Raw genomic sequence first — 24,608 nt, 5'->3', positions numbered from 1 at the left:
TTCAGCCATGAACGCGTGCCATCTCGTTGGCAGCGCCGATCAGTGCAGGTCCGTTGTACACGAGTCCGGTGTAGAGCTGCACGAGTGCCGCGCCGTTGTCGAACATCGCGGCCACGTCACCAGGTGTCATCACTCCTCCGGACGCCATCACTGGCAGGTGGCTGGAGACCGCAACCAGCCCGACGACCTCGCGGGCGCGTCGGGTCAACGGGCTGCCGGACACCCCGCCCGGGAGGGCAGCGCCGCGGTCCTGGTCGGCCGGGGCCAGCGACTCCCGCGCAATCGTGGTGTTGGTGGCAATGATGCCGCTGACGCCGTGCTCCTCGGCGAGCGCCACGGCCTCGCGTACGCCCCGGTCGCTCAGGTCCGGGGAGAGCTTCAGCCAGATTGGCATCGGGGGATGCCCGCCGGGCGAACCAGCGGCCAACTCCTCGGCAGCCTCCCGAAGCCGCACCAACAGCCTGGTCAGATCGCGCGGCTCCAGCAGGCCCAGCAACCCCGGCGTGTTGGGGCTGGAGACGTTGATGGCGACATAGTCAGCGACCTGGTGCACCGCCTGCAGGCCTGCGACGTAGTCCTGGGGCGCGTCGGCCAGGTCGGTGTCCTTGTTCTTCCCGAGCGAGATGCCGACCGCCAGACCGAGTGCCCCGTTGCCGCGTTGCGCTCCCAGCAGGCTGAGGCGTTCCGCCAGAGCCGTCGCGCCGGCATTGTTGAAGCCCATTGAGTTCACCAACGCGGCACTGTCCAGCAGCCGATGCGATCGTGGCTTCGGGTTGCCGGGCTGGGGCCTCGGGGTGACGGTGCCGAACTCGGCAAAACCCAACCCCAACAGCCCCCAAGCAGGCGCGGCGACACCGTTCTTGTCGGCTCCGGCCGCCAGCCCGATCCGGCCGGGGAATTCCACCCCACCCACGGTGATCGGCGTACGTCGGCCGGCACCGGTTCGCAATGCGAGCCGACCCCAGGAGGTCAGCGCGGTGTGGCGCAGCAGGTCGAGGGTGGCCAGGTGAGCGTCCTCGGGATCGTCATGTCCCTCGAACAACCACGGCCGCACCGCATGGTGATAGCCGAGCCTCTCCAGGCCAACCCCCGCCCGCTGCCACGCGCTCATGCCTGCTCGCCCCGCAACAGCGGCGCCCAGTCCTGCAGTGAGCGCACCGGATGTTCCTCGGGCTCTCCCAGGGTCTGTTCGGCCCGCCCCTGGAGTGCCCGCGCCTCGATCGCCTGCACCGCAGCCACCAGACCGGGCACCGTGGTGCACAGTGGCACCTCGCGCAGGGTCGCGGCGGTTCGGATCTCCCAGCCATCGAAGCGGGGCCGGCCGTGGCGAGACGTGCCGTGCGGCGTGTTGAAGATCAACGCGACCTGGTCGTCGTGGATCATCTGCACGATGGTCGGCTCACCGTCGGGGCCTTCGCCCTGGCTGTGCTTGCGCACCACCTCGACGTCCACGCCGTAGCGGCCCAATACCGACGCGGTGCCTTCCGTCGCGAGGATCTGGTAGCCGAGATCGGCCAGCCGCTTGACCGGGAAGACAACGTGACGCTTGTCCCGGTTGGCGGCCGAGACGAAGACCTTGCCCTCGGTCGGCAACTTCGTGCCGGCGGCGGCCTGACTCTTCGCGAACGCCATCCCGAAGCTCGGGCTGATGCCCATCACCTCGCCGGTGGAGCGCATCTCCGGGCCCAGCACGGTGTCCACCGAGTCACCCTCGGGGGTGCGGAACCGGTTGAACGGCATCACGGCCTCCTTGACCGCGATCGGCGCCTGCGATCCCACGTCAGCCCCGTCACCGGTGGCCTTGAGGACACCCTCGCCACGCAGCTCGGCGATGCTGGCGCCCAGCATGATCCGGGCAGCCGCCTTGGCCAGCGGCGTAGCGGTGGCCTTCGAGACGAACGGCACCGTACGTGAGGCGCGCGGATTGGCCTCCAGCACGTACAGCACATCGCTTGCCAGGGCGTACTGGATGTTGATCAGCCCCTGGACGCCGACGCCGGCAGCGATCGCCTCGGTCGAGGTACGGATCCGCTCGATGTCGGCATCACCCAGCGTGATCGGCGGCAGCGTGCAGGCCGAGTCACCCGAGTGGATGCCGGCCTCCTCGATGTGCTCCATGACCGCGCCGAGATAGAGCTCGTTGCCGTCATAGAGGGCATCGACGTCGATCTCCACGGCGTCGTCGAGGAAGCGGTCCACCAGCACTGGATGGTCGGCACTGATCTCGGTGGCGTTGGCGATGTAGTCGGCCAGCGACGCGTCGTCGTAGACGATCTCCATGCCGCGGCCGCCCAACACGTAGGAGGGCCGCACCAGCACCGGGAAGCCGATCTCGTTCGCGATCGCGCTCGCCTCGGGATAGGACACCGCGGTGCCGTGCTTGGGGGCCGGCAGGCCGGCTTCCTGCAGCACCCGCCCGAAGGCCCCTCGCTCCTCGGCCAGATCGATCGCCTCAGGGCTGGTGCCCACGATTGGGACACCGGCATCCTTGAGGGCCTGCGCCAGCTTCAGTGGCGTCTGCCCCCCGAGCTGAACGATCACACCGGCAACCGGACCGGCCGCGAGCTCGGCGTGGTAGACCTCCAGCACGTCCTCCAGGGTGAGCGGCTCGAAGTAGAGCCGGTCGGAGGTGTCGTAGTCGGTGGAGACCGTCTCAGGGTTGCAGTTGACCATGACGGTTTCGTAGCCCGCCTCGGACAACGTCATCGCCGCGTGCACACAGGAGTAGTCAAACTCGATGCCCTGCCCGATCCGGTTCGGACCGCTGCCCAGGATCAGCACCGCCGGCTTCTCACGCGGCGTCACCTCCGTCTCCTGGTCGTAGGTCGAATAGTGATAGGGCGTACGCGCCTCGAACTCGGCGGCGCAGGTGTCAACCGTCTTGTAAACCGGGCGTACACCCAGCGCGGCGCGCACCTCGCGGACCACGTTGGGACCGAGCTGGCGCAGCGTACCGATCTGCTCGTCGGACAGGCCGATCCGCTTGGCCTCCACCAGCAGGTCAGCGGTCAACTGCGGCGCGTCGGCGACCGCGCGGGCGGTGGCGTGGATCAGTACCAGCTGGTCGATGAACCACGGGTCGATCGAGGTCGCCTCGTGGATCTGCTCGGCGGTGGCGCCGGCCACGATCGCCCGCATCACCTTCTGCAGTCGACCATCGGTGGGACGTTCGATCTCGCTGAGCAGCGCGGCGAGGTCCTCATCGCCGGGGGCGAAGTCGAATGCCGCGTGGGTGTTCTCCATCGACCGCAGCGCCTTGCCGAGTGCCTCAGGAAAGTTCCGGCCGATCGCCATCGCCTCGCCCACCGACTTCATGTGGGTGGTGAGGGTGGTGTCGGCGGAGGGAAACTTCTCGAACGCGAACCGGGGCACCTTCACCACGACGTAGTCCAGCGTCGGCTCGAATGCCGCCGGGGTCTTCTCTGTGATGTCGTTGGGGATCTCGTCCAGGGTGTAGCCGATGGCCACCATGGCGGCGATCTTGGCGATCGGGAAGCCGGTGGCCTTGGACGCCAGCGCCGAGGATCGCGACACCCGCGGGTTCATCTCGATGACGACCATCCGACCGTCGTCGGGGTTGATCGCGAACTGGATGTTGCAGCCGCCGGTCTCGACTCCGACCTCCCGGATGACGCCGATGGCGACGTCCCGCATCAGCTGGAACTCGCGGTCGGTGAGGGTCATGGCCGGAGCGACGGTGATCGAGTCGCCGGTGTGGACACCCATCGGGTCGAAGTTCTCGATGGAGCAGATGATGACGACGTTGTCGGCCTTGTCGCGCATCACCTCCAGCTCATACTCCTTCCAGCCCAGGATCGACTCCTCGATGAGGACCTCGGTGACCGGGCTGGCGGACAGACCGACGCCGGCGATGCGACGCAGCTCGGCCTCGTTGTGGGCGAAGCCGGAACCGACGCCACCCATGGTGAAGGACGGGCGTACCACGACCGGGTAGGACAGTTCCTCGGCCGCAGCAACCACCTCGTCGATGGTGTTGCAGATCCGGCTCTCGGCGACCCCGTAGGCACCGGGGACCGTGAGCTGCTGGACGATCTCCTTGAACTCCTCGCGGTTCTCACCGCGCTGAATGGCGGGTACCGAAGCGCCGATCAACTCGACGCCGTACTTGGCCAGCACCCCGTTGTCGTGCAGTGCGACCGCCGCATTCAGGGCGGTCTGGCCACCGAGGGTGGCCAGCAGCGCATCGGGGCGTTCCTTGGCGATGACGTGCTCGACGAACTCAGGCGTGATCGGCTCGACGTAGGTGGCGTCGGCGAACTCCGGGTCGGTCATGATCGTGGCCGGGTTGGAGTTGACCAGGATGACCCGGAAGCCCTGCTCCTTCAGCACCCGGCAGGCCTGGGTGCCGGAGTAGTCGAACTCGCAGGCCTGTCCGATGACGATCGGCCCGGAGCCGATGACCAGGATGGACTCAATGTCGGTGCGGCGTGGCATCAGGCCTCCTCCCCCGCGGTCGGCTGGCTGTTGTTCTGCAGGTTGTCGGTGCTGCGTTCTCGTCTGGCAAGCAGGTCCAGGAATCGGTCGAACAGATAGGCCGCATCGTGTGGGCCGGCGGCGGCCTCGGGGTGGTACTGCACCGAGTACGCGATCACGTCGCCGTTCTCGTCGGTCAGTTCCAGGCCCTCCACCACGTTGTCGTTGAGGCTGATGTGCGAGACAGACACCTCACCCCACGGGGTGGTGGCGCGGTTGCCCTCGGGGGCGCGCACCGCAAAGCCGTGATTCTGGGAGGTGATCTCGACCTTGCCGGTACGCAGGTCCTGAACCGGCTGGTTCACACCCCGGTGACCGAACGGCAGCTTGTAGGTCTCCAGGCCGAGCGCGCGGCCGAAGATCTGGTTGCCGAAGCAGATCCCGAAGTACGGCAGTTCGGCATCCAACACCTGGGTCAGCAGGGCCACGGCTTCCTCGCTGGCAGCGGGGTCACCGGGGCCGTTGGAGAAGAACACACCATCGGGGTCGATCGCAGTGATGTCGGCCAGGCTGGCGCTCGCGGGCAGCACGTGCACCTCGATGCCACGCTCCCCCATCCGCTGCGGGGTCATCGCCTTGATGCCGAGGTCGACGGCGGCGACAGTGAACTTCTTCTCCCCCACTGCCGGCACCACATAGGGCTCGGGGGTGGTGACGTCGGCGACCAAGTTGGCGCCGGCCATTTCGGGCTGTGCGCGTACCTGCTCCAGCAGCGCCTCGGCGCTGGTGCCGTCGCTGGCGATCCCAACCCGCATCGCACCCTGGTCGCGGATGTGGCGGGTCAGTGCCCGAGTGTCCACGTGACTGATCCCGACAATGTGCTGTCGTCGCAACTCGTCATCAAGGCTGCGGCGGGCACGCCAGTTGGAAGGCCGGGGCGAGGGGTCGCGGACGACATATCCGGCGACCCAGATGCGCAGCGACTCGTCGTCGTCGTCATTCCAGCCGGTGTTGCCGATGTGCGGAGCCGTCGCCACCAGCACCTGGCGGTGATAGCTGGGGTCGGTCAGCGTCTCCTGGTAGCCCGTCATCGCAGTGGCGAAGACGCACTCCCCGAAGGTGACGCCGAGGGCCCCGTAGGCGCGGCCGGTGAACGTCCGGCCGTCCTCGAGGACCAGGACCGCGGGGGTCGGATCAGTGGCGGGTGTGGTCATGACCGTCCTTTCCTGCCTCACAGGACAGGGCTTAAAGGTAGGTGTGTCGGCGCCACAGTACCAGCGGTGGGCGGGGGTGCCGGACGCTCGACCACAGCACCACAACGGGCGTACGTCGACGATGCGACGTACGCCCGAGTGCCGGCGTGATCCGGAATCAGCGGTGGGCCCGGAGTCAGTTGGATCGACGGCGGACCGCCACCGCCACACCGCCGGCCACCGCCAGCAGGCCGAGCAGCGCCACCGCGCCGCCACCGGTGTCGGGCAGACCGGGCTGGTGACCCTGATCGCCGTCGTAGCCGGCGCCATCGGTGCCATCGGTGTCATCGCCCGGATCGGACGGGGTGCCGGTGGGCGCCACGCTCGGATCCTGCGTCGGCGCGGCCGAGTCATCCGGGGAGCTCGGGTCAGGCGTGCCCGGCTGGCTCGGGTCCGGAGAACTGGGCGTGCCGGGTTCGCTGGGATCCGGAGAGCCGGGCGCGGGTGTGCTCGGCGCGGGCGAGCTCGGGCCACCGTCGACCAGTGGCGCGATGTAGCGCTCGCCGCCGGCGCTGGACGCCACCGCCAGCTGGTACCGGGTGAGGTCGGCTTGCGGGAGCACCAGGGTCACCGTGGCGCCGCCCTGATCGTCCAGCTCAACCTGGTCCAGGAAGGCGATCTGGCCGTCGGTGGGCGCGGCCGGATCGGCGTCGGCGGTGAGGATCACCACGCTGGCCTGGTCTCCGGCGCGGTCGGCCCCCGAGCTGAGCCGCAGCTCGATCCGGGCACCGTCGATCACCTCGACCTCGTGGCTGAAGGTGGTCTGGGCCCAAGCGGTGCCGCCGGCCAGCCCGGCCAGCACCGTGGCGATCGCCACGGTCAGCCCCAACAGCAGCCGTCGGGCTCCCCTGGCTGCGCTGACGTGACTGGAGTGGATGCTGCTCATGCTTGCTCCTCAGGGGTGTCGCTCAGAGTCGGACGCTGCAGGTCGGCATCCCACTGCCAGACCTCGGAGAAGTCCCAGCCGAGGCCGGGCAGGAGCTCACCGAGCTCCTCGCGGGTGACGGTGGCGCCGCCGATGTCGGAAGCGTCCGGCTCGACCGTGGTGGCGTCCGCCGCCACGGAGTCGAGGGCGTACAGGTTGCTAAGAGTCGCCTCTTCCCCGGCGAGCACCCGGGCGACCACCCGGTTGCCGTAGCTGCTGGCCTTGACGCTCGGGTTGAGGGCAACCGCGGCATCGATTGTGGTGGTGGCGTACGAATAGCCGCTCACGCCGCCGGCATTCATGTTGCCGACCACCTCGACCTCACCGGCCGCGTACACCCGCTCGGTGGCGCTGCCCCGCCCAGTGATGCCGATCAGGCCACCGGCCTGACGACCAGCGGTCGCCTTCACCGACGCGGTCGAGTAGGAATCCCGGACGATGCCGTAGGAGTAGCCCACCAGACCACCAACGGTGGAACCGCCGGAGATCGATCCGGAGCTCCAACTGCGCTCGACGGTGCCGCGGTTGGTATCGACCAACAGGCCGACATTCGCCTTGGTGTTGGTCACGCTCGCATCGACCAGCGCCACGTCGTGGACGGTGCCGGTGTTGAGGGAGAACAGGCCACCGGCAGTCGAGCTGTACCCGGTGATCTGGTGTCCGGCACCGTCGAAGTCACCGCTGAAACCAGCCGCCGGAGCGATCCGGACCGACTCCCCGCTGAGGTCGAGGTCGGCGCTCAGCCGGTAGTCCTCGTCGGGGAACTCGTTGATCACAGCCAGGTCCGCGGGCGATCCGATCAGGTACGCACCGTCGGTGTCGCGCGGCAGGTCGGGCCGCTCGACCGGCGGCACCGGCTCACCCGTGTACTCCTCGGGCACGCTGCGCAGGATCGGACGGCCGGCATCGTCGTGCCACTGCCAGACCTGCTCCAGATCCCACCCCAGGGTCTCGGTCCAGAACTGCGGATCGCGGGCCTGGCGTACGGTCGCCGTGCCACCCATCAGGTTGGTCGGGCTCGGGTCCGTGGTCTGGGTCGGAACCTCGACCACGGCGGTCTCGATGCCCCAGTTGTTGGCCAGGGTGGCGGTGTTGCCCGACAGCACCCGACCCAGGAACCGGTGTGCCCAGTCCGGGGCGGTGACCGAAGAGGTCAGCGCCATCGAGTCGCTGATGGTGGTGCCGGTGTAGCCGTAACCCACCACGCCACCCACGTTGCGGGTCTCGGAGCGCACCGTGCCCGCTCCGTAGATCCGTTCGGTGGTCGAGCCGGGCATGCCCAGTCCGAGCACGCCGCCGGCCTCGGTGCCCGGAGTGGACACGTCCACGACGGCGTACGCATCGCGCAACTCGCCGGTGGACTCACCGACCAGGCCGCCGACCCGGGATGCCGCGGTGACCGTACCGGTGCCATAGACCCGCTCGATGACGCCGTGGTTGTGATTGACCACGAGACCGGCGTTCGAGCCGTCCCGCGACACCGTGGCATCGACGATGCCGAGGTCGTGCACGTAGCCCAGATTGAGGTTGATCAGGCCACCGGTGGTCGAGGTCAGGTTGCTGATGGTGTGACCCGCACCGTCGAACTCGCCCCGGAACGGCACGCTGCCGCCCAGCGACTGGAAGTCGTCCACCCCGGAGAGGTCCAGGTCGGCAGTCAGCACGAAGTCGGCCTCAGGATGACGGGTCACCAGGGCCAGGTCGGCCGGGGTGGCGATCTCGATCTTGCCGTCCTCGTTCACCGGCAGTTCCGGACCGCCGGTGGCCGCGTTCTCCGACACCACGCGCAGGACCGGGCGACCCAGCTCCTCGTCGTACTGCCAGACCTGCTCCATGTCCCAGCCGAGGGTGTCGGCATAGAACCCGGCGCCCTCGAGATCGGCTGCCGCAACCGGCGCGCCGTAGAGGTTGCTGGTGGAAGGCTCCTCGTTGAGGGCGCTGGTCGCCACGAAGCCGTCCTGCCAGGCGTACAGACCGGTCAGGGTCGCGACATTGCCCGACAGCACCCGGCCCAGCACCGGATGCGCCCACTGCGGGGCCGTCACGGACTTGTTGAGGGACAGCGAGTCGTTGATCTCGGTCTCGTTGTAGCCATAGCCGACCACACCGCCGACGTTGCGGACGTCGCTGGTGACATTGCCGGTGGCATACACGCGTTCGGTGAGCGAGCCGCCCAGCGCGACCGCGACCACGCCGCCGGCCTCGGTGTTGAGCGAGCGAACATCGGCCGTGGAGTAGGAGTCGCGCACGACGCCCTCGTTGTCGCCGACCAGACCACCGACCCGGCTCTGGCCCACGATCCGACCCGAGGTCCAGCTGCGCTCCACGGTGCCGGTGTTGTGGTCCACCAGGATGCCGGCTGTGCCGCGGGAGGACTCGATGTCGGCATCGACAACCGCCAGGTTGCGGATGGTGCCGCCGTTGGAGGAGAACAGGCCCACGCCCTGGTCGGGGTTGGGGACGAATCCCTTGATGATGTGGCCGGCACCGTCGAACACACCGGTGAAGGGCACCTGTGCGCCGATCGGCGTACGCGGGGTGTCATCCAGCTCCAGATCGTTCATCAGCTGGTAGTGGGCGCCGGGCGCGTCGGAGATCGCCTCGATGTCCTGCCAGGTCCGGATCTGGAACGGGTCCTCGGCGGTGCCGCCGCCCGTGAAACCGGCCCGCACCAGCCAGGCCGGGGTGAGCGGCACAGCGGTGGCCGGGGAATCCCAGACGAACACCTTCACCGCATTCTGCGGTGAGGCCGGCAGTGCCTGGTCGAGGGCGACGTACTGCTCGGTGCCCCGGTGATCCAGGTCGACCTCAACGGTCCGCGAGCCCAGCAGCGTGGTCTGGTCGTGATCATAGGTCGCCACCGTCACGGTGATGCTGTCGCGGGCGCCCGGGTGGGACAGCACGCCAAAGCCCTTGATCTCGGTGGCGGTCATGTCCAGCGAGCTGACCCGCCAGTCCCCCTCGACCGGAGCGATGGTGAACTCGTCCACCACGTCACCGTCGATGGTGTAGGTGCTCAGTTGCAGGCCCTGCTCGGTGACCTCCAGGACCGAGCCCATCTGGATGTCGCGGTCATCGACCACGTCATCCCACCAGAAGGCCTGGTTCTCGTAGAACTTCGGCCCCGCAGAGCCCAGCGTCACGTAGGTGGTGCCACCGGTCACGGTCGCACCCTCGGCCGGCACCAGTTCGCCACCGGCGATGGTGCTGCGCTTGTAGACGTGGTCGTGACCACCCAGGTAGAGCTGGACGCCCAGCTGTTCCAGGGTCTGGCTCACCACGTTGCGAGCCGCCAGCATGCCGGCGTCGTCGGCGTGGCTGCCGCCGTAGTAGGAGAAGTGCCCCGTCACGACCTTCCATGGCTTGTCGGTGGCGCGGACGTCTTGCACCAACCATGCGATCTGCTCGGCCAGGCTGTAGTTGGAGTTCAGCACCGAGACGTGAATGTCGCCGCGGTCATAGGAGTAGTTCGACTCCCCCACCACGCCATTCTTGGGCTGGTTCACGTGGGAGTTGAAGATGACGTTGCGCTCGGTCGACAGCAGGTCGTTGAGTTCCTTGTTGCCGTAGCTCTCGTGGTTGCCGGCCATCCCGGCGTACTGCAGGTCCAGCGGTCCCCAGATCTGCTCCTGCTTGGCGGTCGGGACGAAATGTCCCGCGGACTGGATCCTTGGTGTGCCGATCAGGGCGATGCCGGCAGCCGGCCTACCGTCGGCGCCTGGTCTGCTCGCTGAGCCAGCGCTCCGCCAGGGTGTCCTGGACCTCGGGATACATCGGTCCACCGAACCCGCGGATCCAGCTCGCCAGCGCCACGATCCCGGCCAGGAAGGTGACGCACCCGCAGACGACGATGGCCAACACCAGGGCCTGTGGATCGGAGCTCAACGCCAGCGGTAGCACACCCAGCACCACAGCGGTCCAGTGCACCATGACCCGGGCAGCTCGCGCCCACCAGCCGCGCGGCTGACTGCGGCCCGGCGTGAGCCAGCCCAAGCCGACTCGCAACCAACTGAGCAGGAAGTAGCCGCCAACGACAGCGATCGGTGCAATGATCCCGGCCCGCTGGATGCGGCCGTCTGCACTTGCTTGGGCAAGCATGCCCAGCACCATGGCGACGGCGCCGACCGCCACGCTCTGCAGCAGGTCGAAGGAGGCGGCGGTGAGCAGCGACATCGAGCGCCGATCGTGGCGGTCGAGGTACCAGTCCTGCCGCCGCAGCCACCGCCCACGCGCGAACCACAGTCCCGCCGCGGCGATCGCGACAATCACCGCGGTGAGAACGGCGGCGGTCGCCACCGGGTCAGGGCTGTCCCGCCAGATCCACTGCCAGCGCGCCAGGATCACGAACGCGGCCAGACCGATCAGGGTCGTGGCGGCGGCGATCACCACCACCCAGGCGACATCCGACCACGCCGAACGAATTGGCTGGAAGCCGTGACCTCGACCATGGCTGGCGTACGCCATCAGCCTCGGTGTTTCGCCACTGCCGCGGTCACACCGTTGACGAATCGGACCGATTCATCCCCGCTCAGTTCACCGGTGAGCCGGGTCGCCTCAGCGAGCACGATGTTGGTGTCGGTGTCGGTGTGGCTGAGCTCATAGGTGGCCAGTCGGGCGATCGAGCGATCCACCCGCGGCATCCGCTCCAGAGTCCAACCAGCCGGCAGCACCTGCCGGATCTGATCGTCCACCTCAGCCAAATGATCTGCCACGCCACCCACGAGGGCGGCGGTGAACTCGCGTACCGCCGGCTCCGCCTGTTCGGCGCGTTCCAGCAGCGTGGCGCGCAGGTCCCGCTCCCGCAGATCTGCTTCGAAGATGATGTCGACCGCACGCTTGCGCGCCTTCTGGCGCGTCGTCGTGTGCGGCCGGGGGGCCTGGGTCGGCTCCGGTGCCTGCTCAGCCAACGCGACCGAGGTAGTCGCCGGTGCGGGTGTCGACCTTGATCTTCTCACCGGTGGTGAGGAAGAGCGGGACCTGGACCTTGGCACCGGTCTCGAGCTCGGCCGGCTTGGTGCCGCCGGTGCTGCGGTCACCCTGCAGACCAGGCTCGGTGTAGGTGATCTCCAGCTCGACCGAGGCAGGCAGCTCGATGTAGAGCGGGTTGCCCTCATGGGAGGCGACGGTGGCCATCTGCTGCTCCAGCAGGTAATCCTTGGCGTCGCCGACGGTCTCGGCGGGAATGGTCAGCTGCTCGTAGTTGCCGGTGTCCATGAACACGTAACCGTCGACATCGAGGTAGAGGTACTGCATCTCGCGCCGATCCACGGTCGCGGTGTCGACCTTGGTGTCGGAGTTGAAGGTCTTGTCGACGATCTTGCCCGACAGGACGTTCTTGAGCTTGGACCGCACGACGGTGTTGCCCTTGCCCGGCTTGTGGTGCTGGAACCAGATCACCTGCCAGAGCTGGCCATCCAGGTCGAGAACCATGCCGTTCTTCAGGTCATTGGTCGAAGCCACGTACGTACCTTTCGTCGTTCACTGCGCCGGTCATGAGCGACGGCGCGCGGAGCCCGCCCGAGTCTAGCCGAACCGGGCCCCCCCTTCATTCTGAAGCACGTCGACACCAGCTGCACGCCTCACTGCTGATGGATCTGAACCGATCGTCCGTCCGGGTCGGCCACCTCGAGCATGACGCCAAAGCTGGTGTCCCGAGTGACCCGGTGGCCGGCCTCGGTCAGCCGCCGCTCCAGCTCGGTGACGTCGCCGGCGTACCCGAAGGTCAGGTGCACCTCGGCGCTGTCGGTGCCGAGCAGCAGGCGGGCGGTGTCCTCGGGGCGGTCCACGTGCAGGCCCACCACGCCGCGGTCCGCGACCCAACCGGCATAGAACTCATCGGCGCCGGACTGCGCGACCAGCCCGAGCCGGGCCAGGAAATCGCCGTAGGGCCCGGCTGGATCGGTGAATCGCACCGGCGTCAGGCTGAGGGCCGGATCCGCGGTCGTGCCGTCGTGCGCCTGATAGCCGTACAGGTCTCCTTGTTCGCCGTTGATGGTGACGGTGGCGCCGAGCGGATCGGTGAGATCGACCGCACGACCGTACGCCTCGTCGTACGCACTCGCGCCGAACTCCGCCCCGATCGCACCCAGGTCATCGGTGGTGAAGGTGAGGTCGGTCTGTCCGGCTCGACCCCCGGTGGAGGACGTCGCCGCGGAATGGAGCAGCACGTCACCTCCTGCGCCGCAGGACATCACTGCCCAGCCGTCGCCGGAGGTGACGGCCGTGCCCAACCCGAGCTCGCTGAGGAAGTCACGCATCGCAGGGACGTTGTCGGTGAAGCGGATCGCTTGAACGGTGAGCATCAGTTCTCCTCAGTGGTCGTCTTCTCGGTGGTGTTGGTGTCAGAGGCATGGGTGTCGGTGGTGGCCAGGTGGGCTCGCAGGGCGCGTTCGACCAGGCTCGACAGGCTGGCGCCCTCGTCGATGGCGCGGTGCTTCACCGCGATGATCAGGTCCTGGGGCAGATAGACATTGAACTGCGCCTTGGTCACCCGGGCGGTCTTCGAAGGTCGGTCTGATTCCGGCATGACTGAATGCTAGCCTACTAGCTTTATGCCAGGTTCACGCCTGACCGAATCTCCCCCACGGATGGTTTCTGTCGGTCCGGTCCTGTTGACTGGCGCGTGTGAATCCCAGCTCAGCGCACCACCGATCAGCGGGGGCGACGGCATGAAAGTCCGCACTCCGCATGACCCGATCATCGACGAGCAGCTACGCCCGGCGGAGGTGGACGAGCTGGGCCCCGACGCGTTCCTGGAGGGCCGCCTCGTCACCGGCGGCGTCCTGAGCGAGGACCCGGACCTGGCCGAGCTGCAGGGCTGCCGGATCGCAGCGGCCTCGATGGCCGGCACGCATTGGCGTCGCGCCGACATCCGCCACACCAGCTTCGAGGGCACTGACCTCAACAACCTCACCGCCGAGCACGCGAGCTGGTCGTGGGTGACGGTCAGTGACGCCCGGATGACAGGCGTCTCAATGCGGGAGTCTGGCCTGACCGATGTCGCGGTGAGTCGGGCCAAGATGGCCACCGCCTCGCTGCGCTTCTGCCGGCTCAACCGGGTCGCTTTCACCGACTGCGACCTGACGGGGCTTGACCTCACCGGAAGCACGTTGACTGACGTCAGCTTCACCGACTGCGTACTGGACCAGGCCCAGTTCCACGAGGTTCGGTGCACCCGGGTGCGGCTGGCCGGCTGCAGCCTGCTGGAGGTCGGCTCGCTGGCGTCGCTGAAGGGTGCCCACATCCGCGCCGACGACGTTGATCTCATCGCACGGGAGTTGGCCCGTGCGCTCGGTCTCGTCCTTGAGGGTCGGTAAGCGCAATCCGCCGTGGATGCGCGACAATGCCCACACCACACCACTGAGTACGGAGGTCCCATGTCCCACCAGTCCAGCGTCACCCTCGCCGACGTCGCCGCCTGCGGCGTCATTCCGGTCGTGGTCCTCAAGGATGCGGCCCATGCGCAGCCGCTGGCCGAGGCCCTGTTGGCCGGTGGTATCACCACCGCCGAGGTGACCTTCCGCACCGATGCCGCCGTGGAGTCGATCCGCGCGATGAGCTCGGTCGAGGGCATGCTCGTCGGTGCCGGCACCGTGATCTCCGCCGAGCAGGTCGACCAGGCCGCCGAGGCTGGCGCCCGCTACATCGTCTCGCCCGGCCTTTCGGCAGCGGTGGTGCGCCGCAGCGTCGAGGGCGAGCTGCTGGCACTGCCTGGCGTGGCCAATGCCTCCAACATCATGGAGGCGCTGGAGCTGGGGCTGTCGGCGGTGAAGTTCTTCCCTGCGGAGGTCAACGGCGGCGCCAAGGCCATCAAGGCTCTCGCCGCCCCGTTCCCCGGCCTGGGGTTCGTCCCCACCGGTGGCGTGGGCCTGAACAACCTCGCCGACTACCTGGCGCTGCCGCAGGTGCCTGCCGTGGGCGGCTCCTGGATGGTGCCCGGCGACTTGGTCGCCGCCGGCGCCTGGGAACAGATCACTGCCCTCGCCTCCGACGCGGTCGCCGCCGTGTCGCAGGCTCGTTCGAACTGACCGCAACCACACGCAACAGCCCGATCCCAACAGCCAGAGGGGAAATCACATGTCCTTGAACGTCAAGTCCGCTGACCAGTGCCGCTACGACGCCATCTCGCTCGGCGAGGTGATGCTGCGTCTGGATCCCGGCGAGGGCCGAATCCGCACCGCCCGTCAGTTCACGGCTTGGGAGGGTGGCGGCGAGTACAACGTGGCTCGCGGTCTGCGTCGCTGCTTCGGTCTGCGTACCGGTGTGGTCACTGCTCTGGTGGACAACGAGGTGGGCCGCTTGGTGGAGGACTTCATCCTCCAGGGCGGCGTCGACACCGGCTTCATCAAGTGGGTGGCCAGCGACGGCATCGGCCGCACCGTGCGCAACGGCCTGAACTTCACCGAGCGTGGTTTCGGCGTCCGCGGCGCCGTCGGCATCTCCGACCGCGGCAACACCGCCATCTCCCAGGCCACCGCCGAGGACTGGGACTTCGACCACCTGTTCGGTGAGTTGGGTGTGCGCTGGTTGCACACCGGTGGCATCTTCGCCGCCCTGAGCGAGTCCAGCGCGGATCTCGCGCTGGCGGCCGTCACCGCTGCGCGCAAGCACGGCACGATCGTGTCCTACGACCTGAACTACCGCCCCAGCCTGTGGCAGTCCATCGGTGGCGAGGCCCGGGCGCAGGAGGTGAACCGGGAGATCGCCAAGCACGTCGACGTCATGATCGGTAACGAGGAGGACTTCACGGCCAGCCTCGGCTTCGAGGTGGAAGGTGTCGACGAGAACCTCTCCGATCTGGACACCGCCAGCTTCCGCGCGATGATCGCCCAGGTTGCCGAGAGCTACCCGAACTTCCAGGCCATCGGCAACACCCTGCGTACGGTGCACAGCGCCTCCGACAACGACTGGGGCGCGATTGCGTGGTCGCGTGAGGAGGGCTTCGCCGAGGCGACCCACCGCAAGCACCTGGAGATCCTGGACCGCGTCGGCGGCGGCGACTCGTTTGCCTCGGGCCTGATCTACGGCCTGATGACAGGCGAGCCGATCCAGACCGCGGTCGAGTACGGCGCCGCCCATGGCGCGCTGGCGATGACCACCCCCGGCGACACCACCATGGTCACCAAGGCCGAGGTGCTCAAGCTCGCTGGTGGCGGTTCCGCGCGCGTGCAGCGCTGACGCATTGCAACTGACCCGCTGGGTCGGCCACCAGGTGGCGGCTCATCTCGCAGTAGATTGACGCCATGAACTGGGTTGATCACGCCATCTGGTGGCACACCTACCCATTGGGGCTGGCTGGCGCTCCCATCAGGGACGCCCAGCCGGCTCCCGCGCACGGCCTGCAGCGGCTGCTCCCCTGGCTCGACCATGTCATCGAGCTCGGCGCCTCCGGCCTGTTGCTCGGCCCGATCTTCGCCTCGGCCAGCCACGGCTACGACACGCTCGATCACTTCACCATCGACCCGCGGCTCGGCGATGACGCAGACTTCGACGAACTCGTCGAGCAGTGTCGTCGCCGCGGGTTACGGATCCTGTTGGACGGTGTGTTCAGTCACGTCGCCGACCAACACCCCGCCCTGCTGGATGCTCTTGCAGAGGGACCGGAAAGCGAGGCCGCTGGGCTCTTCGACATCGATTGGGAAACGCGGGCACCGCGGGTCTGGGAGGGCCACGGACAGCTGGCTCGCCTCGACCATGCCGGCCAACCGGCCCGCGAGCTGGTCGCATCGGTGATGCGGCACTGGCTGGCGCGCGGCGTCGACGGCTGGCGGCTGGATGCGGCCTATTCGGTGCCGGTCGAGTTCTGGTCGGCGGTGCTGCCCGGCGTACGCGAGGAGTTTCCCGACGCTTGGTTCCTCGGCGAAGTGATCCACGGCGACTATCCGAAGTTCGTTGCCGAAGCTGGTGTCGACAGCCTCACCCAGTACGAGCTGTGGAAGGCGATCTGGTCCAGCATCAACGACGGCAACCTCTACGAACTCGACCATGCTGTGCAGCGCCACCAAGGCTTCCTGAACCACTTCACCCCGAACACCTTCGTCGGCAACCACGACGTCACCCGGATCGCCACCACGCTGGGTCCGAGCGGTGCCGTCAGCGCACTCGCGGTCCTGCTGACCTTGGGTGGGATCCCCTCGATCTACTACGGCGACGAGTACGGCTTCACCGGCACCAAGGAGGAACGCGTCGGCGGTGATGACGCCGTACGCCCCGAGCTGGCCGTCAGCCCGGCCGAGCAGGGTATGCCGGACCACGGTCCGACCGTCGTGGATGCCCACCGGGCGCTGATCGCCCTGCGTCGTCGGCACGCCTGGCTGGTGACCGCCACCACCGAAGCGACCGAGCTCAGCAACACGCGGTACGCCTATCGGTCCAGCGCAGCCGACGGCTCGGACCATCTCGACGTCGTCATCGACCTCGGGGGCACTCCGCCCGTGACGATCACCGGCGCCGACGGCGCCACCCTGTGGCGGCAGTCGGCGTGAAACGACCGCCTCGCCCGACAGTTTGGACGCGCGGCGGTCAGTCAATCTCGCTGGTCCGCACGAGGACGAGAGCAGCGCATGCACAGACCACGAAGACCGCGCCGCCGACTGCCACGGGCAGCGCGATGTGCACCGCAGCGAGCACGCCGCCGAGGAGCGCCCCGAGAGCGAGCCCGAGCAGACCCAGCACCCGCGCCGCCGCATTGACGCGGCCCCGGAGCTCATCTGGCACCAGGCGCTGCCGCAGCGACGTGGAGCAGATTCCCCACACGACCGCGTGGAGGATGTAGACCGCAAGGAGGACGGCCGCGACGATCGCGTTGTCCGTGACCGCGAGGGCCAGCAGGGCGGCGGCTCCTGTGACCAGGCTGGCGACAATCGTCCAGCGATAGCCGATCTGCGGGCGGATCCGGGCCGTCGCGAAGGAACCGACCAAGCCACCGAGTGCCGAGATGGCGAGGATCAGGCCGTATCCCCCACTGTCGTGTGAGAGTTGCTGTTGGGCGAAGAGGACCAGGATCGAGAACGGCAGCATGTAGCCGACGCTTGCCATTGCACCGATCAGTGCCAATCCCCCGACAATGCGATGGTGCGCGAGCCATGATGCGCCGGTAGCCGCCTCTCGCCACATCGACGTACGCGTCTCCGGGGCCGAGTCGGAGGAGGTACTGGAAACGGGGCGATCAATCGAACGAGGGTTGAGCAATTTGGGGGTGTGGTGTTGATTCCAACCTGCGTGCAGCCAAGGCGTACGCCGGGAGCCGGGCCCTGCACAACTACAGCATCGCGTACCTGCGCAGGCGATTCGGGCCGTTTGACCTGCACAACTACAGGATCCTGTAGTTGCGCCCCGCAGGGGCCCTAGCTGCCAGGCGGCCCGGCCGCCTGCCCTCGTTGCTGCGTCTTTGATCCGAACCGGCGCCTCACCAAGGCTGACCTCCCGACCAGTCGGACATCGGCGTACGCCAGGAGCTCCGGACTTGCACAACTACAGCATGCAGTCGCCACGCAGGTGATCTGGCCTGCTTTGCCTGCATATCTACAGCTCACAGTGGTTGCGTACGCCGCGTTGCGGCTGCGGCGAGGTCACACAGGTCCCTTCGTCAGGACCCGGTGCCGCGCTCGCCGCGCCCGCTGTGTTGGATGATCACCATGATCACTCTCCCCCGCCTCCGCAGCGCGCTGATGTTCCCAGCCCTGCTGCTCGCCATGGTCGCCCTGACGATCCCCGCACCGCCCGCGACAGCGGCAACGGTGCAACGCATCCACATGTCCCCCACCGGCAACGATGCCAACGACGGCAGCCAGGCCAGTCCGGTGCGCACCCTGCAACGCGTCCAGGCCATCGTTGCGCAGACCAACCTTTCGGCCGATGTCGAGGTACGCATCGCCGGCGGCACTTACGTCCAGTCGCCGGTCACCTGGACCACCTACCGTCCCGGTCACACCATCAGCTTCATGCCCGCCGACTACACCCCCGGTGAGGGCCGCGACGGCTTCGACACCATGCCGATCTTCGAAAACAAGCGCGCCGACGGCTCCGGACGTTATCTGACCGGAGCCTGGCTGACAGCCTGCCTGCCGAGCGACGGCCCCCTCAGCGAGGGTGGCGACGGTGGGTTGCGGTTCTACTACCTCCAGGTCCAGAAGTACGCCAATGCCGGGTTGTCCATCACCGGCACCGGGCGGTGCAGCGGCTCGTACGCGCCGAGCTCCGGCCCCGGCCAGCCATCGGCACGGGGTCTGGACGGCACCACCGTCTTCGGCATGGTGTTCACCGACATCGGCAACCTCTACACCGGCGGTCGCTGCGACACCCCCGACTTCCTTCGCTGTGGCTACGGAGGCATCGTCCTGACTGAGTCATCACACAACTCGATCCGAAACAACCACTTCATCGACCTGCGCAACTCCGAGAACAGCTACATTCACGCGCTCTACATCACGCACAAGAGCTCCCACAACACGTTCCACAACAACAACGTCACCGGCGTCAGTGCGGGGCCGGTCAAGGTGCGTGACGCGAGCAACTTCAACTCGATCGAATACAACACCTTCGGCGCCAACCACTTCCACAGCAGGACCATCACCACGGCGCACTACGACGAACAGGTCGCGACCTCGGCCGGCGAGTGTTCCTCCTACGGCAACCGGTTCGCGTACAACGACCTGGGCACCTATCTCATCAACAGCAGCGCAAATCTGCCTGCCTGGATGATGACGGGCGATGCCCGTTGGAAGGGGTCAGACCACTGCCCTGACCTGCCCAGCGATCGGTCACGGCTCACGACGGCCGGCAACTACTACTGAGGACTCGGCCCGGCTCATCCCAGGTCGGCGTACGCCGCCGCGAGGGCTTCCTCGGGTGGGCCGGGCACGATGACGGTCCGGGTCAGGTCCTCCAGCAGCACGAAGCGCAGCTGGCTGCCGCGGGTCTTCTTGTCCAGGTTCATCGCCTCACGGAGCTCGGGCCACGCCTGCGACTGGTAAGCCGCGGGCAGCCCCAGCGCATCAAGCACGGCGTCGTGGCGCGTCACCAGGGCCTTGCTGAGCAGGCCGAGCCGACCAGCCAGCCGGGCCGCGTAGCGCATCCCGACGGCGACGGCGTCGCCGTGGCGCCAGCTGAAGCCGCTGTGGCGTTCGATGGCATGAGCCAGCGTGTGGCCGTAGTTGAGGATCTCCCTGCCCCGCGCCGCGCCGCTGGAGGTCCGCTCCCGCAGATCGCCTGCCACCACCTCGGCCTTGACCTTGATGCCGCGCCTGATCAGTTCCGCCAGCCGCTCGCTGCCCGGTGTCACGGCATCGGCGGGGTCTTCCTCGATCATCTCCAGGATCCTGGGATCGGCGATGAAACCGGCCTTCGCGACCTCGGCCAGGCCGGACCGAAGGTCTGCTTCGGGCACGGTTGCCAGCAAGTCCAGGTCACACAGGACCGCGGCGGGCTCGTGGAAGGCGCCGACCAAGTTCTTGCCTGCGCCGAGATTGATGCCGGTCTTGCCGCCGACGGCAGCATCCACCATCGCGAGCACGGTGGTCGGCACCGCGACCCAGCTGACGCCACGCAACCAGCTCGCGGCGAGGAAGCCCGCCAAGTCGGTGGTTGCCCCGCCGCCGAAGCCGACGACCATGTCCGAGCGGGTGAAGCCCTCGGCTGCGAGCCGATCCCAGCACTGCGCAATGACGGCCGGCGTCTTGGCCCCCTCACCATCAGGCAACTCGATCAACGTGGTGCGCGCCTCGATGGTGTCGGTCAGCTCGGCGGCCGCCTGCGCCAGGGCGGGTGGGTGCAGCAGCGCCACCCGGTCCGCACCGCTCACCGCTCCAGCGAGCCGCTGCCGGGCACCGGCGACCACTTCCACCGGATACGGATTCGCGGTCCGCACCGTGATGACGTGCGGGGTGATCCGGGCCAGGATCGCGTTGACGACCCGCTCCACGTCGCGCTTGTCGGTGTCGATCGCCAGCGTCGCGACCTCGTCGTAGAGGTGGTGCCGCTCCCGGGCGAGCTGGACCAGTCGGCTCCGCATGTTGCCGACCAGTAGCGGTCGATCCGCCGCCAGGCCGATCCGGCGGGCTGCCTGCGGGGCGGAGACCTGCAACCAGACCACCTGGTGCCCCTTCAGTGCGTCTCGGATCTCCTTGGTGAGCACGGCCCCGCCGCCCAACGAGACCACCGCCGCGTCAGACTGCAACGCCGCCAGGGTGTGCTCCAGCTCGAGTGCGCGGAAGCGTTCCTCGCCATCGGTGGCGAAGATGTCGGTGATGGAGCGTTCCTCGCTGGCCTCGATCCGGGCATCGACGTCGGTCACCGACCCGCGCAGCACCTGCGCCAACCGGCCGGCGACATTCGACTTGCCGGCTCCCGGCAGACCCACCAGGACGATCATTCGGCGGCTCCACCGACGCGCAGGTCCCGTTCGGCGACCGCAGCGAGGTAGGCCTCGAGGTTGCGACGGGTCTCGGCGACCGAGTCGCCACCGAACTTCTCCAGCGCACACTCGGCCAGCACCAGCGCGACCATCGCCTCGGCGACCACACCAGCGGCCGGCACGGCACAGACGTCGGAACGCTGGTGGTGGGCGGTGGCCGGTTCGTGGGTGTCGACGTCGAGGGTGCGCAGCGCCCGCGGCACCGTGGCGATCGGCTTCATGGCAGCCTTCACCCGCAGCACCTCACCGGTGCTCATCCCGCCCTCGGTGCCTCCGGACCGGCCAGTCAGCCGGCGTACGCCACCGGCGACCGGCTCCATTTCGTCATGGGCCAGCGAACCGCGGGTGCGCGCCAGTTCGAAACCGTCGCCGAGCTCGACACCCTTGATCGCCTGGATCCCCATCAGGGCGCCGGCCAGCCGGGCATCGAGACGGCGATCGCCCTGGCTGTGGGAGCCCAGGCCGGGCGGCAGTCCGTACGCCAGCACCTCGACGACACCACCCATGGTGTCGCCCTCCTTGCGGCACTTCTCGACCTCGTCGTACATCAGCTTGCTGGTCTGCGGGTCGGCACAGCGCAGCGGATCCTCATCGATCCGGGCCAGGTCATCAGGCCCCGGCACCACGCCGGTCGGTGCCTTGATCGGGCCGAGCTCGACGACGTGGGACAGCACCTCGATCCCGAACACCTGACGCAGGAAGTTCTTGGCGACGGTGGCCATGGCGACCCGGGCAGCAGTCTCCCGTGCCGAGGCACGCTCCAGGATCGGCCGAGCCTCGGCCCAGTCGTACTTCTGCATCCCGGCCAGGTCGGCATGCCCGGGGCGGGGACGGGTCAGCGGCGCATTGCGCGCCTTGCCCGCCAGCACCGACGGATCGACCGGGTCGGGAGACATGATGTCCTCCCACTTTGGCCATTCGGTGTTGCCCACCGTGATGGCAATCGGCGATCCGAGCGTCTCACCATGGCGTACGCCGGCCAGCATCGTCACCTGGTCCGCCTCGAACTTCATCCGGGCCCCGCGGCCATGTCCCAGCCGCCGCCTGGCGAGCTCGGCACGGATGTCCTCGCTGGTCACCCGGACATGGGCCGGGATTCCTTCGATGGTGGCAACGAGGCCTTGGCCGTGGGACTCCCCGGCCGTCAGGTAACGCAACATGAGGGTCAGTCTGTCACGCTTCGGCGCGTCGATTGAGCTCCTGCCGACCGGCAGACAGCAGCACCTCGACGTCCACCTTGCGCCCGGTCATCAGCTCGATCTGGCCGACCGCCTGGTGCGCCAACAGGTCCAGTCCGGACAGGGCAGGCTTGCCGTCCCGGAGCGCCTGATCGGCCAGCGGCGAGGGCCACGGGTCGTAGACGACATCGAAAACGGCCTTGGTCGAGGACACCAGTCCCAGCGCCCGGTCGGCGACCGCTTCCAGCGGCACCGTGGAGATGATCAGGTCGTTGGCCGACGGCATCAGGAAGGGCGCCAGTTTGGCCTGCAGACCCAGTCCGGTCGCGAAGTCGACCACGCCGGCGGCCTTCTCCTCGCTGCGGGCCATCACCCCGACCCGGGGGCAGCCGATCCGCTGCAGGGCCACCACCGCCGAACGGGCCGTGGCACCACTGCCGATGATGACGGCATAGTCATCGACCGTCAGGTGAGCCGCGCGGATGGCGCCCACCAGACCGGCGACATCGGTGTTGTGGACCGTGGTGCTGCCGTCCGCGGCGCGGACCCAGGTGTTCGCCACGCCGACCGCAACCGCGCCGGCATCCGGCGTACCGTGCTGCATCAGACCCACCTTGAGCGGGGCGGTGACACTGAGACCGCGGACCTGCTCCCCCAGCCCGGCCAGGAAGCCGGACAGGCCTTCCTCGGTGACCTCATGGGCGTCATAGGTCCAGTCCAGCCCCAACGCGGCGTACGCTGCCCGGTGCAGCGCCGGCGACAGCGAATGCGCGATCGGCGATCCGATCACGCCGCAGGCCACCGGGCCCGACGGCTCCTCGGACTGGTTCAGCTGCACTTGCCCGGATTGTCCCGACACCACTGCCGATACACCTCCACGTTGGCCAGATGTTCTTCATAGGTTTCGGCGAAGCGGGTCTCGCCGGTGTCCAGGTTGACCGCGACGAAGTACAGCCAGGCACCGTCAGCGGGGTTGACGGCCGCCTCCATCGCGGTGCGACCGGGTGAGTTGATCGGCCCGGGCGGCAATCCCTCGTACCGGTAAGTGTTGTAGGGGTCGTCGCTCTCGCGCTGGTTGGCGGTGGTGTCGGCGCCCTGACGCTCCCGGAAGATGTACTTCACGGTGGTGTCGAACTCGAGCCTCTGTCCCTGTGCCAACCGGTTGTAGATCACCCGGGCCACCATCGGGCGGTCCTCGGGGCGGCGTACCTCGGCCTCGATCAGAGAGGCGACGATCATGGCGTCCCGGGGCGAGACGCCGAGCTCGTCGGCCTTCTCCAGGAACCTCAGGTCGGCGGCGACCGCGTCGAACTGGGCCGTCATCGGGCGCAGCACGTCCTGGGGCGTGTCACCTTCGTACTGGTAGCTGTCGGGGAAGAGGAAACCCTCCGGGTTGCCCTCGGCCCACGCCGACAGGCCGAAGCTGCCCGGGTCCTCCATGGCCTGCCGGAAGGCGTCCTCGGGGACGCCCGTCTGTTCGGAGAGCTGGCGGATCTGTTCCTCCAGCCACAGCCCCTCCCGGATCCGGAAGGTCGGCACCACCCGATTGTCCGGGTCGAGCAGCATCTCCACCGCCTTCGCGGCAGGCAACTGCTTCTTCAGTGTGTAGGTGCCGGGCTGGATCGACGAAGCCTCCTCGTTGGCGCGCGCCGCTTCCAGGAAGGCGTCGGTGCTGCGGACCACGTCGGCCTGGGTGAGCAGCCGTCCCATCTGGCTCAGCGTCGCGCCGCGGGGGATCTGCACCTCCACCGGTTCGGTGCCCTCACCGATGTAGTCCTCGCGGGTCTGCAGCGAATACCACAGGTCGGATGCCTTGGTGTAGACGAAATAGCCACCGCCAGCGATGATCGCCAGCGACAACAGCACCGCGAAGGCGCTCTTGAGTCGGCGCACCAACTCGGCGCGGGAATCCTCTTCGGGGTCGAGCATGTTGCGGCTCATGATGCTCCCGGCTCCTTCTGTTCGACCACTTCACCCGGAGGCTCACCGGTGGCCGCCTCAGCGGCCAGCGCGAATTCCAGGATGGCGACCGCTGCCGCCTGGTCCACGATCTTACGTCGCTGCCGCGACGACTTGCCCGCATCTGCCAGTTGCCGGTGTGCCGTGGCGGTCGTCATCCGCTCATCGACCAACCGCAACGGTACGCCGATGGCCTTCGCAATCCCGGCGGCACGCTCGCGCATCTGGCTTGCTGCCAGGGCCTCGGCGCCGGCGAGGTTGCGGGGCAGACCCAACAGCACCTCAATCGGCTCGTACTCGCTGATGAGTTCCTTGATCCGGGCCGTGGGACGCTGCCGGGCATCGACGGTTTCCACCGGAAAGGCCAACGTGGCGCGGGCGTCGCAGGCCGCGACCCCGATCCTGGCCTGGCCCCAGTCCAGCGCCAACCGCACCCCGGGCCGCAA

The 24,608-nt window shown here is 68.1% G+C and carries 21 protein-coding genes; 5 read left to right on the top strand and 16 right to left on the bottom strand.

Annotated features, from left to right (window positions below):
* Position 1: 1 nt before the first annotated feature.
* The 10 genes from CGZ91_RS06195 to CGZ91_RS06150 form a co-directional block, all read right to left on the bottom strand.
* A complete protein-coding gene (locus CGZ91_RS06195) occupies positions 2 to 1,111 on the bottom strand; it encodes a quinone-dependent dihydroorotate dehydrogenase (protein WP_094453468.1) in 1,110 nt (369 codons plus the stop codon).
* Positions 1,108 to 4,455 (bottom strand): carbamoyl-phosphate synthase large subunit, encoded by a 3,348-nt coding sequence (carB, locus tag CGZ91_RS06190; RefSeq protein WP_094453466.1) that lies wholly within the window; start codon positions 4,453 to 4,455, stop codon positions 1,108 to 1,110. The genes CGZ91_RS06195 and carB overlap by 4 nt, the downstream gene beginning before the upstream one ends.
* Complete coding sequence (gene carA / locus CGZ91_RS06185; RefSeq protein WP_094453464.1) at positions 4,455 to 5,648, bottom strand: glutamine-hydrolyzing carbamoyl-phosphate synthase small subunit; 1,194 nt, start codon at positions 5,646 to 5,648, stop codon at positions 4,455 to 4,457. The genes carB and carA overlap by 1 nt, the downstream gene beginning before the upstream one ends.
* A gap of 175 nt (positions 5,649 to 5,823) precedes the next feature.
* A complete protein-coding gene (locus tag CGZ91_RS06180; protein WP_094453462.1) occupies positions 5,824 to 6,573 on the bottom strand; it encodes a hypothetical protein in 750 nt (249 codons plus the stop codon).
* Positions 6,570 to 10,202 carry a metallophosphoesterase family protein gene (locus CGZ91_RS06175; protein WP_094453460.1) on the bottom strand — a complete coding sequence of 1,211 codons (3,633 nt, stop codon included), beginning with the start codon at positions 10,200 to 10,202 and terminating at the stop codon, positions 6,570 to 6,572. The genes CGZ91_RS06180 and CGZ91_RS06175 overlap by 4 nt, the downstream gene beginning before the upstream one ends.
* Positions 10,203 to 10,317: 115 nt before the next feature.
* The gene (locus tag CGZ91_RS06170) at positions 10,318 to 11,076 is read right to left on the bottom strand and encodes a hypothetical protein (protein WP_094453458.1); all 759 of its coding nucleotides are present in this window, start codon (positions 11,074 to 11,076) and stop codon (positions 10,318 to 10,320) included.
* Entirely contained in the window at positions 11,076 to 11,519 is a 444-nt protein-coding gene (gene nusB, locus CGZ91_RS06165) for a transcription antitermination factor NusB (protein ID WP_094451082.1), read from the bottom strand. The genes CGZ91_RS06170 and nusB overlap by 1 nt, the downstream gene beginning before the upstream one ends.
* Entirely contained in the window at positions 11,512 to 12,072 is a 561-nt protein-coding gene (gene efp / locus CGZ91_RS06160; protein WP_094451083.1) for an elongation factor P, read from the bottom strand. Before efp ends, nusB begins: the two co-directional genes overlap by 8 nt.
* A gap of 119 nt (positions 12,073 to 12,191) precedes the next feature.
* Positions 12,192 to 12,914 carry a hypothetical protein gene (locus CGZ91_RS06155; protein ID WP_094453456.1) on the bottom strand — a complete coding sequence of 241 codons (723 nt, stop codon included), beginning with the start codon at positions 12,912 to 12,914 and terminating at the stop codon, positions 12,192 to 12,194.
* Entirely contained in the window at positions 12,914 to 13,138 is a 225-nt protein-coding gene (locus CGZ91_RS06150; protein ID WP_094453454.1) for a ribbon-helix-helix domain-containing protein, read from the bottom strand. The genes CGZ91_RS06155 and CGZ91_RS06150 overlap by 1 nt, the downstream gene beginning before the upstream one ends.
* 142 nt (positions 13,139 to 13,280) lie before the next feature.
* Between CGZ91_RS06150 and CGZ91_RS06145 the strand changes: the two genes are divergently transcribed.
* The 4 genes from CGZ91_RS06145 to CGZ91_RS06130 all read left to right on the top strand — a co-directional run bounded on the left by CGZ91_RS06145 (position 13,281) and on the right by CGZ91_RS06130 (position 17,096).
* Positions 13,281 to 13,928, top strand: a complete 648-nt coding sequence (locus CGZ91_RS06145; RefSeq protein ID WP_179229242.1) for a pentapeptide repeat-containing protein — start codon at positions 13,281 to 13,283, stop codon at positions 13,926 to 13,928.
* Positions 13,929 to 13,988: 60 nt separating this feature from the next.
* The gene (gene eda, locus CGZ91_RS06140; protein ID WP_094453450.1) at positions 13,989 to 14,639 is read left to right on the top strand and encodes a bifunctional 4-hydroxy-2-oxoglutarate aldolase/2-dehydro-3-deoxy-phosphogluconate aldolase; all 651 of its coding nucleotides are present in this window, start codon (positions 13,989 to 13,991) and stop codon (positions 14,637 to 14,639) included.
* Between the two features lie 49 nt (positions 14,640 to 14,688).
* On the top strand, positions 14,689 to 15,789 hold the full coding sequence (locus tag CGZ91_RS06135) for a sugar kinase (RefSeq protein WP_094453448.1): 1,101 nt from the start codon (positions 14,689 to 14,691) through the stop codon (positions 15,787 to 15,789).
* Between the two features lie 65 nt (positions 15,790 to 15,854).
* Positions 15,855 to 17,096 carry an alpha-amylase family protein gene (locus tag CGZ91_RS06130; RefSeq protein WP_094453446.1) on the top strand — a complete coding sequence of 414 codons (1,242 nt, stop codon included), beginning with the start codon at positions 15,855 to 15,857 and terminating at the stop codon, positions 17,094 to 17,096.
* Between the two features lie 37 nt (positions 17,097 to 17,133).
* Here CGZ91_RS06130 and CGZ91_RS06125 read toward each other — a convergent pair whose 3' ends face one another.
* A complete protein-coding gene (locus tag CGZ91_RS06125; RefSeq protein ID WP_144276810.1) occupies positions 17,134 to 17,727 on the bottom strand; it encodes an MFS transporter in 594 nt (197 codons plus the stop codon).
* A 521-nt stretch (positions 17,728 to 18,248) separates the two neighbouring features.
* Here CGZ91_RS06125 and CGZ91_RS06120 point away from each other — a divergent pair.
* Positions 18,249 to 19,406, top strand: coding sequence for a right-handed parallel beta-helix repeat-containing protein (locus tag CGZ91_RS06120; RefSeq protein ID WP_144276684.1), 1,158 nt, complete (start codon positions 18,249 to 18,251; stop codon positions 19,404 to 19,406).
* Between the two features lie 14 nt (positions 19,407 to 19,420).
* Here the strand turns inward: CGZ91_RS06120 and aroB are convergent, their stop codons facing one another.
* From aroB to ruvX, 5 genes are read right to left on the bottom strand one after another with little or no spacing between them, the layout of a single operon-like run.
* Positions 19,421 to 20,983, bottom strand: a complete 1,563-nt coding sequence (aroB, locus tag CGZ91_RS06115) for a 3-dehydroquinate synthase (protein ID WP_094453444.1) — start codon at positions 20,981 to 20,983, stop codon at positions 19,421 to 19,423.
* A complete protein-coding gene (gene aroC / locus CGZ91_RS06110; protein ID WP_094451092.1) occupies positions 20,980 to 22,185 on the bottom strand; it encodes a chorismate synthase in 1,206 nt (401 codons plus the stop codon). The genes aroB and aroC overlap by 4 nt, the downstream gene beginning before the upstream one ends.
* 13 nt (positions 22,186 to 22,198) lie before the next feature.
* The gene (locus tag CGZ91_RS06105) at positions 22,199 to 23,041 is read right to left on the bottom strand and encodes a shikimate dehydrogenase (RefSeq protein ID WP_229116087.1); all 843 of its coding nucleotides are present in this window, start codon (positions 23,039 to 23,041) and stop codon (positions 22,199 to 22,201) included.
* Positions 23,032 to 24,144, bottom strand: coding sequence for an endolytic transglycosylase MltG (gene mltG, locus CGZ91_RS06100; RefSeq protein ID WP_094451093.1), 1,113 nt, complete (start codon positions 24,142 to 24,144; stop codon positions 23,032 to 23,034). Before mltG ends, CGZ91_RS06105 begins: the two co-directional genes overlap by 10 nt.
* Positions 24,141 to 24,596, bottom strand: a complete 456-nt coding sequence (ruvX, locus tag CGZ91_RS06095) for a Holliday junction resolvase RuvX (RefSeq protein ID WP_407670852.1) — start codon at positions 24,594 to 24,596, stop codon at positions 24,141 to 24,143. The genes mltG and ruvX overlap by 4 nt, the downstream gene beginning before the upstream one ends.
* Positions 24,597 to 24,608: the final 12 nt, after the last annotated feature.

The sequence above is a fragment of the Parenemella sanctibonifatiensis genome, assembly GCF_002250565.1.
GTDB classification, from domain to species: Bacteria; Actinomycetota; Actinomycetes; order Propionibacteriales; family Propionibacteriaceae; genus Parenemella; species Parenemella sanctibonifatiensis.
Note: the sequence above shows the minus strand (reverse complement) of the source record. Positions and strands in the feature narration are given on the sequence as shown.